General features: G+C 67.7%; 11 protein-coding genes. 10 read left to right on the plus strand and 1 reads right to left on the minus strand.

Going from position 1 to position 12,772, the window contains the following annotated elements:
• Positions 1 to 66 precede the first annotated feature (66 nt).
• The 8 genes from K5H97_RS08210 to murB all read left to right on the plus strand — a co-directional run bounded on the left by K5H97_RS08210 (position 67) and on the right by murB (position 6,972).
• Positions 67 to 2,280, plus strand: a complete 2,214-nt coding sequence (locus K5H97_RS08210; protein ID WP_028690975.1) for a DNA internalization-related competence protein ComEC/Rec2 — start codon at positions 67 to 69, stop codon at positions 2,278 to 2,280.
• 160 nt (positions 2,281 to 2,440) lie between these two features.
• A complete protein-coding gene (locus tag K5H97_RS08215) occupies positions 2,441 to 3,076 on the plus strand; it encodes a MotA/TolQ/ExbB proton channel family protein (RefSeq protein ID WP_028690976.1) in 636 nt (211 codons plus the stop codon).
• The gene (locus K5H97_RS08220; protein WP_028690977.1) at positions 3,073 to 3,507 is read left to right on the plus strand and encodes an ExbD/TolR family protein; all 435 of its coding nucleotides are present in this window, start codon (positions 3,073 to 3,075) and stop codon (positions 3,505 to 3,507) included. Before K5H97_RS08215 ends, K5H97_RS08220 begins: the two co-directional genes overlap by 4 nt.
• Positions 3,507 to 4,511 (plus strand): tetraacyldisaccharide 4'-kinase, encoded by a 1,005-nt coding sequence (gene lpxK, locus K5H97_RS08225; RefSeq protein ID WP_028690978.1) that lies wholly within the window; start codon positions 3,507 to 3,509, stop codon positions 4,509 to 4,511. Before K5H97_RS08220 ends, lpxK begins: the two co-directional genes overlap by 1 nt.
• Before the next feature lie 34 nt (positions 4,512 to 4,545).
• Complete coding sequence (locus tag K5H97_RS08230; RefSeq protein ID WP_011532874.1) at positions 4,546 to 4,731, plus strand: Trm112 family protein; 186 nt, start codon at positions 4,546 to 4,548, stop codon at positions 4,729 to 4,731.
• On the plus strand, positions 4,728 to 5,492 hold the full coding sequence (gene kdsB / locus K5H97_RS08235; RefSeq protein WP_028690979.1) for a 3-deoxy-manno-octulosonate cytidylyltransferase: 765 nt from the start codon (positions 4,728 to 4,730) through the stop codon (positions 5,490 to 5,492). The genes K5H97_RS08230 and kdsB overlap by 4 nt, the downstream gene beginning before the upstream one ends.
• Positions 5,492 to 5,956, plus strand: coding sequence for a low molecular weight protein-tyrosine-phosphatase (locus K5H97_RS08240; RefSeq protein WP_028690980.1), 465 nt, complete (start codon positions 5,492 to 5,494; stop codon positions 5,954 to 5,956). Before kdsB ends, K5H97_RS08240 begins: the two co-directional genes overlap by 1 nt.
• Positions 5,953 to 6,972 carry a UDP-N-acetylmuramate dehydrogenase gene (gene murB / locus K5H97_RS08245; protein ID WP_028690981.1) on the plus strand — a complete coding sequence of 340 codons (1,020 nt, stop codon included), beginning with the start codon at positions 5,953 to 5,955 and terminating at the stop codon, positions 6,970 to 6,972. The genes K5H97_RS08240 and murB overlap by 4 nt, the downstream gene beginning before the upstream one ends.
• Positions 6,973 to 7,084: 112 nt before the next feature.
• On the opposite strand, the gene rne is transcribed toward murB, so the two are convergent.
• Positions 7,085 to 10,336 (minus strand): ribonuclease E, encoded by a 3,252-nt coding sequence (rne, locus tag K5H97_RS08250; RefSeq protein ID WP_028690982.1) that lies wholly within the window; start codon positions 10,334 to 10,336, stop codon positions 7,085 to 7,087.
• 796 nt (positions 10,337 to 11,132) lie between these two features.
• On the opposite strand from rne, the gene rluC reads away from it, so the two are divergent.
• Positions 11,133 to 12,086, plus strand: coding sequence for a 23S rRNA pseudouridine(955/2504/2580) synthase RluC (gene rluC / locus K5H97_RS08255; RefSeq protein WP_028690983.1), 954 nt, complete (start codon positions 11,133 to 11,135; stop codon positions 12,084 to 12,086).
• 3 nt (positions 12,087 to 12,089) lie between these two features.
• Positions 12,090 to 12,770, plus strand: a complete 681-nt coding sequence (locus K5H97_RS08260) for an HAD family hydrolase (protein ID WP_028690984.1) — start codon at positions 12,090 to 12,092, stop codon at positions 12,768 to 12,770.
• The last annotated feature ends 2 nt before the right edge of the window (positions 12,771 to 12,772 follow it).

Raw genomic sequence — 12,772 nt, forward strand, 5'->3', positions numbered from 1 at the left:
TTAGCAGGTTTTTTCCGCCGATCAGCTAAGCCTCAGGGGCCGTTTTCGCTTCTGGAGCTCTATCTCATGCGCACAGGGATGCTGGCGCTGGTCCTCGGGCTGTTGAGCCTGCGCTTTTTACCTGCCCTGCCACCGGTCGGATGGCTGATTCCATTGCTGTTGCTGGCCCTGGCCTGCCTGCGCACCCGGGCCAGGCCGCTGGGTTGGTTCGTGCTGGGTGGCTGCTGGGCCTGCTGGTCGGCGCAGCAGGCCCTGGACGACCGCCTGCCGGCCGCGCTGGATGGCCGCACGCTGTGGCTGGAGGGGCGGGTGGTCGGCCTGCCGACCCGTACCGAGCGCGGCGTGCGTTTCGAGCTGGAGCAGCCGCAGTCACGTCGGGCCCGGTTGCCGCAGCGGGTGCAATTGAGCTGGTTCGAGGGGCCGCCGCTGCGAGCGGGGGAGCACTGGCGGCTGGCGGTCAACCTGCGTCGGCCGCAGGGCCTGCTCAACCCCCATGGCCCGGATCAGGAGGCCACGCTGTTGGCGCGGCGGGTCGGTGCCACCGGCACGGTCAAGGCCGGCATGCGCCAGGGCGAGGAGGCCAGCAGTTGGCGCGACGGCCTGCGCCAGCGCCTGCTGGCCACCGATGCCCATGGCCGGGAGGCGGCGTTGGCCGCCCTGGTGCTCGGGGATGGCGCAGGCCTGGCGCGGGAGGACTGGCAGGTGCTGCAGGCCACCGGCACGGTACACCTGCTGGTGATTTCCGGGCAGCACATCGGCTTGCTGGCCGGATTGGTCTACGGGCTGGTGGCGGGGCTGGCACGCCTGGGGGGGTGGCCACGGCGCCTGCCGTGGCTGCCCTGGGCCTGTGGCCTGGCGATGGCGGCGGCATTGGGCTACGGCTGGCTGGCGGGGTTCGGCGTGCCGGTGCAGCGGGCGTGCCTGATGCTGGCGGTGGTGCTGCTCTGGCGCTTGCGCTTTCGCCATCTGGGCGCCTGGGTGCCGTTGCTGATGGCGCTGTCGGGCGTGCTGCTGGTCGAGCCGCTGGCCAGCCTGTTGCCGGGTTTCTGGCTGTCGTTCGCTGCCGTGGCGGTGCTGGTGCTGTGTTTTGCCGCCCGGCTGGGTGCCTGGCGGCCCTGGCAGGCCTGGACCCGCGCCCAGTGGGTGATCGCCGTGGGGTTGCTGCCGGTGCTGCTGGCCTTGGGGCTGCCCGTCAGTCTCAGCGCGCCGCTGGCCAATCTGCTGGCGGTGCCGTGGCTCAGCTGGGGCGTGCTGCCGTTGGCGTTGCTGGGTACGGCCCTGCTGCCGGTGCCTGGGCTGGGGGAGGGGATGCTGTGGCTGGCGGGCCTGTCGTTGGATGGGTTGTTTGCCGTGCTGACGCGATTGGCAGGGCTGCGGCCGGCCTGGATTCCCGAGCCACTGCCGTTGTGGGCCTGGCTGCTGGTGTGCCTGGGCGCCGTGCTGGTGTTGCTGCCCCGGGGCGTGCCGTTGCGGGCGCCGGGCGTGGTCCTGCTGCTGGCGCTGTGGGCGCCACGCGAACAGGTGCCGCCGGGGCAGGTGGAGGTCTGGCAGCTGGATGTGGGGCAGGGCCTGGCGGTGCTGCTGCGCACCCGCAATCACGCGCTGCTGTATGACGCAGGCCCGGCCCAGGGTGGCAGTGACCTGGGCGAGACGGTGGTGCTGCCGACCTTGCGCAAGCTTGGGGTGAAGGCGCTGGATATGATGCTGATCAGCCATGGCCATGCCGACCATGCCGGTGGGGCGGCGGCCGTGCGGCGTGGGGTTTCGGTGGCGCGAGTGCTGGCCGGCGAGGTTGCCGGGCTGGAAGCGGCCTCGCTGTGCCGCAGTGGCGAGCGCTGGCAGTGGGATGGCGTCGATTTCGAGCTCTGGCACTGGCCGCAGGGGGCTTCCAGCAACGAACGCTCCTGTGTGTTGCGCGTGCAGGCCAAGGGCGAACGCCTGCTGCTGGCCGGGGACATGGAGGCCGGTGCGGAGCGGGCCTGGCTGGCCGCGACCGACGATCCTCGGGTGGACTGGTTGCAGGCGCCGCACCATGGCAGCCGCACGTCGTCCAGCGAGCCGTTCGTCCAGGCCACGGCGCCGCGCGGGGTGTTGGTTTCCCGGGGGCGGCACAATGGTTTCGGGCATCCCCATGGGCAGGTGGTCGAGCGCTATCGCCGGCACGGGGTGGTGATGCATGACACGGCGTTGGAGGGGGCGTTGCGGTTGGTGCTGGGGAGTCGGGGTGGGGTGGAAGGTGTGCGGCGGGAACGTCGGTTCTGGCGCGCCATCGAGGATTGAACCGGGGGGCGCTTTGCGCCCCCTTCCGACCAGGCCTTGCGTCACGAAAGGGCTGCAAAGCAGCCCCCTGGGGCAACACAGGAATTCCCTGACCTCCGGCAGATGAGCCCCAGGCGGTCCTATGGTAGAGTGGCGGCCTTTTTCCGAGGGGATGCTAACTGTGTGGGAATTGGTCAAGTCCGGTGGCTGGATGATGCTGCCGATCATCCTGAGCTCGATCGCCGCCATGGCGATCGTCGTCGAGCGCCTGTGGACCCTGCGCGCCAGCCGTGTCACCCCGCCGCACCTGCTGGGCCAGGTGTGGATGTGGATCAAGGACAAGCAACTCACCAGTGACAAGCTCAAGGCCCTGCGCGCCGACTCGCCGCTGGGCGAGATCCTCGCCGCGGGCCTGGCCAACTCGCGCCACGGCCGCGAGATCATGAAAGAGTGCATCGAGGAGGCCGCCTCGCGGGTCATCCACGAGCTGGAACGCTACATCAGCACCCTCGGCACCATCGCCGCTATGGCCCCGCTGCTGGGCCTGCTGGGCACCGTGCTGGGCATGATCGACATCTTCAGCGCCTTCATGGGCTCGCAGATGACCGCCAACGCCGCCGTCCTGGCCGGGGGGATCTCCAAGGCCCTGGTCACCACCGCGGCCGGCCTGATGGTCGGTATCCCGGCGGTGTTCTTCCACCGCTTCCTGCTGCGCCGCATCGATGAGCTGGTGGTGGGCATGGAGCAGGAGGCGATCAAGCTGGTGGAAGTGCTGCAGGGCGACCGCGAAGTGGAAGTGGCCGGAGGCAAGGCGTGAAGTTCCGGCGCAATCGCCAGCGCGAGAACGTCGACATCAACCTGGCGTCGTTGATCGACGTGGTGTTCGTGCTGCTGCTGTTCTTCGTGGTCACCACCACCTTCACCCGCGAGACCCAGCTGCGTGTCGAGTTGCCGGAGGCCAGCAGCGCCGAGCAGCCGCCGGCCGACCAGGGCAAGCTGGTGGAGATCACCATCAGCGCCGACGGCGTGTACTCGGTGAACAACCACCTGCTGCCCAAGAGCGACCTGGACACCCTGACCGAGGCGATCGAGAAGGAATCCGGCGGTGACATCACCCTGCCGCTGGCCATCAGCGCCGACGGCAAGACCCCGCACCAGGCTGTGATCACCGCAATGGACGCGGCCGGCAAGCTCGGCTTCAGCAAGTTGCGCATGACCACCGTCGAGGCCGCGCAGGGCAAGCCCTGATGGCCTTCGCCGACCGTCTGCTCGCCGCCTGGTACGCCGGGCACCCGGCGCTGGCCCTGCTGCGGCCGCTGGAGGCCCTGTACCGTCGCGTGGTGACGCGCAAGCGCGCGCGCTTCCTCAGCGGCGAAAGCCCGAGCTACCGTGCCCCGGTACCGGTGATCGTGGTGGGCAATATCACCGTCGGCGGTACCGGCAAGACGCCGATGATCCTCTGGCTGATCGAGCACTGCCGCCGGCAGGGGCTCAAGGTCGGCGTGGTCAGCCGTGGCTATGGCGCCAAGCCGCCGCACTATCCCTGGCGCGTCCAGGCTGACCAGCCTGCGGATCAGGCCGGCGATGAGCCCTTGCTGATCGTCCAGCGCACCAGCGTGCCGCTGGTGATCGACCCCGACCGTTCCCGCGCCGTGCAGGCCTTGCTGGCCAGCGATGCGCCGGACCTGATCCTGTGCGACGACGGCATGCAGCATTACCGCCTGGCTCGCGACCTGGAGCTGGTGTTGATCGACGCCGCCCGGGGCCTGGGCAATCACCGCTGCCTGCCGGCCGGCCCATTGCGCGAGCCGGCCGAGCGCTTGGGCGAGGCCGACGCGGTGCTGTTCAACGGCGCCGAGACCGACCGCGCCGACGGCTTCGCCTTCCGCCTGCAACCCTCGGCGCTGATCAACCTGCGCAGCGGCGAGCGCCGCGAGCTCGACCTGTTCCCGGCTGGCCAGGCGCTGCACGCCGTGGCCGGCATCGGCAATCCACAACGTTTCTTCAACACCCTGCTGGGGCTACACTGGCAGCCGGTGCCGCACCCTTTCGCCGACCATGCGCCCTACAGCCGTGAAGTGCTGTCGTTCAGCCCGCCGCTGCCGCTGGTGATGACCGAGAAGGATGCGGTGAAATGCCGGCCCTTCGCCGCCGACGACTGGTGGTACCTGGCGGTCGACGCCGTGCCGACGCCCGCCTTCAGCGCCTGGTTCGACGCCCAGATCGACCGCCTGCTGCCCGGCCGCCCCTGAGCCTTTTTTCATTTTCCGTCGCAAGGACACCTCCATGGACACCAAACTGCTCGATATCCTGGCCTGCCCGATCACCAAGGGCCCGCTCAAGCTTAGCGCCGACAAGACCGAGCTGATCAGCAAGGGCGCCGGCCTGGCCTATCCGATCCGCGATGGCATCCCGGTGATGCTGGAAAGCGAGGCGCGCACCCTGACCGACGAAGAGCGCCTGGACAAATGAGCCTGGACTTCACCGTGGTGATTCCCGCCCGGCTGCGCTCCACGCGCCTGCCGGGCAAGCCATTGCTGCCGATCGCCGGCAAGCCGATGGTCCAGCATGTGTGGGAGCAGGCGCGCAAGAGCGGCGCCAGCCGCGTGGTCATCGCCACCGACGATGCCAGCATCGTCGAGGCCTGCCAGGCGTTTGGCGCCGAGGTGCTGCTGACCCGTGCCGACCATGAGTCGGGCACCGATCGCCTGGCCGAGGTGGCCGCCCAGCTGGGCCTGGCCGCCGATGCCATCGTGGTCAACGTGCAGGGCGACGAGCCCCTGATACCGCCGGTGATCATCGACCAGGTGGCGGCCAACCTCGCCGCGCACCCGGAGGCTGGCATCGCCACCCTGGCCGAGCCGATCCACGCCCCGGAAACCCTCTTCAACCCCAATGCGGTCAAAGTGGTCAGCGACAAGCACGGCCTGGCCCTGACCTTTAGCCGCGCGCCGCTGCCCTGGGCCCGCGACGCCTTCGCCCACAACCGCGACCAGCTGCCGGAAGGCGTGCCTTATCGCCGTCATATCGGCATGTACGCCTACCGGGTGGGCTTCCTCCAGGACTTCGTCGCCTGGGGCCCATGCTGGCTGGAGCAGACCGAATCGCTGGAGCAGCTGCGCGCCCTGTGGCACGGCGTGCGCATCCATGTCGCCGACGCCATCGAGGCGCCGGCCGTGGGCGTGGACACCCCTGAAGACCTGGAGCGCGTTCGGCGCTTGCTGGAGGCCTGATGCGCGTTTTGTTCGTCTGCCTCGGCAACATCTGCCGCTCGCCGACCGCCGAAGGCGTGCTGCGCCATCAGCTCGAGGCCGCAGGCCTGGGTGATGTGGTGCAGGTGGCCTCCGCCGGCACCGGCGACTGGCATGTCGGCAAGGCGCCCGACAGTCGCACCTGCAAGGCCGCCCTGGCCCGTGGCTACGACCTGTCGCGCCAGCGTGCCCAGCAGATCAAGGCGGCGCATTTTGCCGAGTACGACCTGGTCCTGGCCATGGACAAGAGCAACCTGGGTAACCTGCAGGCCCTGCGTCCGCACAACGCCAAGGGCGAGCTCGACCTGTTCCTGCGCCGCTATGGCGCGGCCCTGGACGAAGTGCCGGACCCTTACTACGGCGGTGCCGAAGGCTTCGAGCAGGTCCTGGACCTGATCGAGGCGGCCTGCCGCGAGCTGGTCGTGGAAATCAAGGGGCGGTTATGACGGCGCACTGGCAGGAGCGCGTGTCGCTCAAGCCCTACAACACCTTCGGCATCGATGTCAGTGCCCGCTACTTCACCCAGGCCCATGACGACGACGAAGCCCGCCAGGCCCTGGCCCAGGCCGCCGAGCGGCAGGTGCCGGTGCTGGTGATTGGCGGCGGCAGCAACCTGCTGTTGTCCCGCGATGTCGAGGCCCTGGTGCTGCACATGGCCAGCCGTGGCCGACGCCTGCTCAGCGATGATGGTGAGCGGGTGGTGGTGGAGGCCGAGGCCGGCGAGCCCTGGCACCCGTTCGTGCAGTGGAGCCTTGGGCAGGGCTTGTGCGGGCTGGAAAACCTCAGCTTGATCCCCGGCACCGTGGGCGCCGCGCCGATGCAGAACGTCGGTGCCTATGGCGTGGAGATCAAGGATGTGTTCGCCGGCTTGACCGCGCTGGACCGCGAGACCGGCGAGCTGCGGGATTTCTCGTTGGAAGAGTGCGCGTTCGGTTATCGCGACAGCGTGTTCAAACGCAACCCCGGGCGCTGGCTGATTGTACGCGTGCGCTTTGCCTTGAATCGTACCTTGCAGGCACACCTGGACTACGGCCCGGTGCGTCAGCGCCTGGCGGAGCAGGGCGTCGAGCAGCCGACCGCGCAGGCGATCAGCGACGCGATCTGCAGTATCCGTCGGGAGAAACTGCCGGATCCGGCTGAGTTGGGCAATGCAGGGAGCTTCTTCAAGAACCCGGTGGTGTCCGCTGAGTTGGCCGAGCGTATTCGTGCCGGGCATCCTGGCGTGGTGGCCTATCCCCAGGCCGATGGCCAAGTGAAGCTGGCGGCCGGCTGGTTGATCGAGCAGGCGGGGTGGAAAGGCTATCGCGATGGCGATGCGGGGGTGCACCGCTTGCAGTCGTTGGTGCTGGTCAACTACGGCCAGGCGAGCGGGGCGCAGTTGCATGCGCTGGCGCGGCGGATCCAGGCGGATATCCTCGAGCGCTTCGGGGTTGAGCTGGAGATGGAGCCGAACTTGTACTGATGGGGTGGCCTGGGCTTGCCCCGCGATCACCGGCAGAGCCGGTGCCATCCACCGGCAAAGAAAAAGCCCCGCCAGTTCGCACTGGCGGGGCTTTTTCATTCAGCCGAGGCTATCAACCGTGATGAGGCTTGTGCTCGTCAGCGGTTTCCAGGGCTTCGGCCGGGGTAGCCTGGGCGGCGGCCAGAGCAGCGGCGGCGGCTTCGGCTTCACGCTTGCGGCGACGCACTTCACGCGGGTCGTTCGGCGCACGGCCGTTCGGCAGCATGATGGTGGACGGCTCGACCGGTGCTTGCTCGGCAACCACGGCTGGCGCAGGCTCGGCCACCGGGGCTTCGACCGCTTCAGGCTGGGCTTCGACGGCTTCAGCTACCGGGGCAGGCTGTTCGGCGACTGGCGCCTTGGCTTCAACCGCTTCGGCAACCGGTGCCTTCTCGATCTCGCCCGCTTCCACTACTGGGGCTTGCACGACCGCGGCCGGCTCGACCGCTGCCTCGACAACGGCGGCGGCCGGCTGCTCGGCGGCGGCTTCTTCGACCACAGGCTGTGGCGCCACTTCGACGACAGGCTCGATGCTCGGCTCGGCAGCGACCACTGGCTCGCTGACAGGCTGCTCGACCACCGGGGCGATGGCGACCTGCTCGGCCACGACTTCGGTGATTTGCACCTGGGTCTCGGCGACAGCGGCGCTGGCGCGTTCGGCCTGCTGGTTGGCTTGGGCCTCGGCGTCGGCGCTGATGTTGCTGGTGGCAACGGCAGCGATCACGGCTGTACCGGCGGCCAATTCAGCACCCAGCTCGGTGGCCTGGTGCTGTTGTGGCTGCTCTTCGCCGGCGTCTTCGTCGCCGCCGTCGATCAGCTCGCCATTGGCGTTGCGCTGGCGCTCACGACGGTTGCTGCGACGACGCTGGCCACGGGAACGGCGGCGTGGACGCTCGCCATCGGCGCCTTCCTGCTCGTCCTGTAGCAGCTCTTCGTTCGGCAGTTGCTCCTCGGCGAGCTCCACGGCCTGTTCGGCGGCCTGCACCTCAGGGCGCAGCTGGCGCTCTTCGCGTGGGGCACGTTCTTCACGCGGTGCACGCTCTTCGCGGGGGGCGCGTTCTTCACGCGGAGCACGCTCTTCGCGAGGGGCGCGCTCTTCACGCGGAGCGCGCTCTTCGCGTGGAGCACGCTCTTCACGCGGTGCACGCTCTTCGCGTGGCGCGCGCTCTTCACGGGCTACGCGTTCTTCGCGTGGCGCACGCTCTTCACGCGGTGCGCGTTCTTCGCGGGCAGTCGGTGCGGCGTCCAGTGGCTCGCGCAGTTCGCGCACGCGCTCTTCGCGGTTGCCGCGGCGATCTTCACGCGGCTGGCGCGGTTGACGCTCTTCGCGTGGCGCACGTTCTTCACGCGGGGCACGCTCTTCGCGAGGCTGACGCTCTTCACGCGGGGCGCGCTCGCCGCGCTCTTCACGCGGGGCGCGCTCGCCGCGCTCTTCACGCGGGGCGCGCTCGCCGCGCTCTTCGCGTGGCTTGCGGTCTTCTTCGCGACGGCCGTTGCGGTTGCGGCTCTGCTGGCGACCGTTACGGCGCTCTTCGTTACGTGGCGAGCGTTCGGTGGCGGGCTTCTCGGTGGTGGCGACCGGTGCGGCGGCAGGCTCTTCCTTGCCGGCGAACAGGCTGACCAGCGACTTGACCAGGCCTTTGAACAGGCTCGGCTCGGCGGCGACAGGGGCGGCGACCGGCGCGGCAGGGGCCGGCTGCTCTTCAGCGGTGGTCGGCACCGGGGCGTTGGCGCGGGCCGGCGCGGTCTTGACCGCGGCTTCCTGGCGCACCAGGGTGCGGGTGGCGGTCGGCTGCGGCGCTTCTTCGGTCTCGGCGGAGGCGATCTCGTAGCTGGACTGGTTGTTCAGCACGTCGGGGTTGTCGTCGCGCAGGCGCTGGACTTCGAAGTGCGGGGTTTCCAGGTGATCGTTCGGCAGGATGATGATGCGTGCGCGCGTGCGCAGTTCGATCTTGGTGATCGAGTTGCGTTTCTCGTTGAGCAGGAAGGCGGCCACCGGGATCGGTACCTGGGCGCGCACTTCGGCGGTGCGGTCCTTCAGTGCTTCTTCCTCGATCAGGCGCAGGATCGCCAGCGACAGCGACTCGACGTCACGGATGATGCCGGTGCCGGAGCAGCGCGGGCAGACGATGCCGCTGCTTTCGCCCAGCGATGGACGCAGGCGCTGACGGGACATTTCCAGCAGGCCGAAGCGCGAGATGCGGCCAACCTGAACGCGAGCGCGGTCGGCCTCGAGGCACTCACGCACGCGCTCTTCGACAGCGCGCTGGTTCTTGGCCGGGGTCATGTCGATGAAATCGATGACGATCAGGCCGCCGATGTCGCGCAGGCGCAGCTGACGAGCGATCTCTTCGGCCGCTTCCAGGTTGGTCTGCAGGGCGGTTTCTTCGATGTCGCTGCCTTTGGTGGCGCGCGCCGAGTTGATGTCGATGGACACCAGGGCTTCGGTCGGGTCGATGACGATCGAGCCGCCGGACGGCAGGTCGACCACGCGCTGGAAGGCGGTTTCGATCTGGCTTTCGATCTGGAAGCGGTTGAACAGCGGCACGCTGTCTTCGTACAGCTTGACCTTGCTGGCGTACTGCGGCATCACCTGGCGAATGAAGGTCAGGGCTTCTTCCTGGGCGTCGATGCTGTCGATCAGCACCTCGCCGATGTCCTGGCGCAGGTAGTCGCGGATGGCGCGGATGATGACGTTGCTTTCCTGGTAGATCAGGAACGGCGCGGCGCGGTCTTGCGAGGCTTCCTTGATGGCGGTCCACAGCTGCAGCAGGTAGTCGAGGTCCCACTGCATTTCTTCGCTGCTGCGGCCCAGGCCCGCGGTGCGCACGATCAGGCCCATGTCGCCCGGAACGGTCAGGCCGTTCAGCGCTTCGCGCAGTTCGTTGCGCTCTTCGCCTTCGATGCGGCGGGAGATGCCACCGGCGCGCGGGTTGTTGGGCATCAGTACCAGGTAGCGGCCGGCCAGGCTGATGAAGGTGGTCAGGGCGGCGCCTTTGTTGCCGCGCTCTTCCTTCTCGACCTGGACGATGACTTCCTGGCCTTCGCTCAGGACTTCCTTGATGTTGACCCGGCCTTCAGGGGCTTTCTTGAAGTATTCGCGGGAGATTTCCTTCAGCGGCAGGAAGCCGTGTCGTTCGGAGCCGAAGTCGACGAAGGCCGCTTCGAGGCTGGGCTCGATCCGGGTGATCTTGCCTTTGTAGATGTTGGCCTTTTTCTGCTCGCGGGCGCCGGACTCGATGTCCAGGTCGTAGAGACGTTGGCCGTCCACCAGGGCTACACGCAACTCTTCGGGCTGAGTTGCGTTAATCAGCATTCTTTTCATGTTGTACCGTCGGTTTCCGGGCTGCCGGAAACGGCGTGCGGCACACACGACTTGTCAGGGTCGGTGCCAAGGTGCGCAAAGGGTGGCGGGCCACCCCCGTGTCTGGCGACGTTCGGCACCAGCCGGTTGCCCAGCCTGCCGTTGTCGCGACGACGCGTCCTGTTTTGCGGTGCCAAAAGACCTGTCGAGCTTTTCGAAGGTTATCCGAATCAATCGAGCGGGCCTGGTGCACTCAGTCAGGAGGAGGAATCAACCGGTCGTCCGTGGACGCCACCAGGGCGTCTGTTCAGGACCTTGTCCGCTCATTGCCCGTTGAATGGGGCGCTGGGGCGGGTTCGGTGCCACACGGTCCGAGGGCTGTACATCTCCACCCTGCACGTATCCCTGAAAATTCGGTGCTGCCGCGCGCTGAATCCGCAACGGGTTGCATTTTTCGCCAGCCCGGTTCCGGGCTGGCGCCATAACATATCCAAGGCAGGTATTTCCGAAGCATTCGCCCGAATGCGCGGAAACGACGGTGGCGGGCAGAGGTACGGCGAAAAGAATCGGGATAAGCAGGTGAAACACCGCACTTGTCGTTTTTTTTCGGTCTTCTCTACACAGCGCTGGTGGCGATTCCAGGCATTTAGTTAAACTGGCGAACGCTCCGTAGGACGGCCTCGCGTCCTCGGGAATTGCGATGGTCAGGGCCGGCGTAGAGCCTGGTGCCGCTGGCCTGCCGCTTTTGGCGGCGTTCGCGACTATAGCAGCAATGATTAAGTGCTTCAATTCCATAAAAAATTGTTATGATCCCGCCATGACGACCAATACCCCCCCGACTTCCGGCGTTCAGCTGATCGAAGTCCCGCCGGAGCTTGCCGGCCAGCGCATCGACAATTTCCTCATCACGGCCCTCAAGGGCGTGCCCAAGACCTTGGTCTACCGCATCCTGCGCAAGGGTGAGGTGCGGGTCAACAAGGGCCGGATCAAGCCCGAGTACAAGCTGCAGGCCGGCGATGTGGTGCGCGTGCCACCGGTGCGCCTGCCCGAGCGCGACGAGCCGGCGCCGGTGGCCCAAGGGCTGCTGCAGCGCCTCGAGGCGGCCATTGTCTATGAGGACAAGGCGCTGATCGTGATGAACAAGCCGGCCGGCATCGCCGTGCACGGCGGCAGCGGCCTGAGCTTTGGCGTGATCGAGGCGCTGCGCCAACTGCGCCCGGACGCCAAGGAGCTGGAGCTGGTGCATCGCCTGGACCGCGACACCTCGGGCCTGCTGATGATCGCCAAGAAGCGCAGCATGCTGCGCCACCTGCATGCCGCCCTGCGCGGCGATGGCGTCGACAAACGCTACATGGCGCTGGTGCGCGGCCATTGGCCGACCTCGAAGAAGCAGGTCAATGCGCCGCTGCAGAAGAGCAACCTGCGTTCCGGCGAGCGCATGGTCGAGGTCAACGACGAGGGCAAGGACGCGCTGACGATGTTCCGCGTGCTGCGCCGCTTCGGCGAGTTCGCCACTATTGTCGAGGCGCGGCCGATCACCGGGCGTACCCACCAGATCCGCGTGCATACCCTGCATGCCGGGCACATGATCGCCGGCGACAGCAAGTACGGCGATGAAGACTTCACTCGCGAGATCCGCGAGCTGGGCGGCAAGCGTCTGTTCCTGCATGCCTACCAGCTGACCGTGCCGCTGCCCGATGGTGGTGAGCTCAAGCTCGAGGCGCCGGTGGATGAGATGTGGGCCAAGACCATCGAGCGACTGGCGTCCTGAGCCATGAATAAAAGTTATGACCTGCTGATCTTCGACTGGGACGGCACCCTGGCCGACTCCATCGGGCGCATCGTCGAGGCCATGAACGTGGCCGCCGGGCGTGCCGGCGAGGCCCCCAGCAGCGACGAGGCGGTCAAGGGCATCATCGGCCTGGCGCTGGGGGAGGCGATCGCCACCCTGTACCCGCACCTCGATGCGCAGCAGGTCGAGGCGTTCCGCCGGCACTACGCCGACGTGTACATGGCGCTGGACCAGCAGCCGTCGCCGTTGTTCGACGGCGTGGTCGAGTCGCTGGAGGCGTTCCGTGCCGAGGGGTATCGTCTGGCAGTGGCCACCGGCAAGGCGCGGCGCGGCCTGGACCGGGTGCTCAAGGCCAATGGCTGGGAAGGCTATTTCGACATCACCCGGGCTGCCGACGAAACCCGTGGCAAGCCGCATCCGCTGATGCTCGAAGAGATTCTCGCCCATTGCCGGGTCGAACCCGGGCGGGCGCTGATGGTCGGAGATTCGGCGTTCGACCTGCAGATGGCCAGCAACGCCGGCATGCATTCGGTAGCGGTGGGCTACGGCGCCATGTCGCTGCAGGCCTTGGCCGAATTCGGCCCGCAAGTGTGCATCGAGCATTTTTCCCAGTTGCGCGAATGGCTGGCCGAGCCTGCGCAGATCAATTTCCAAGGTAGGTGAGC

The organism is Pseudomonas mosselii (assembly GCF_019823065.1).
GTDB lineage: Bacteria > Pseudomonadota > Gammaproteobacteria > Pseudomonadales > Pseudomonadaceae > Aquipseudomonas > Aquipseudomonas mosselii.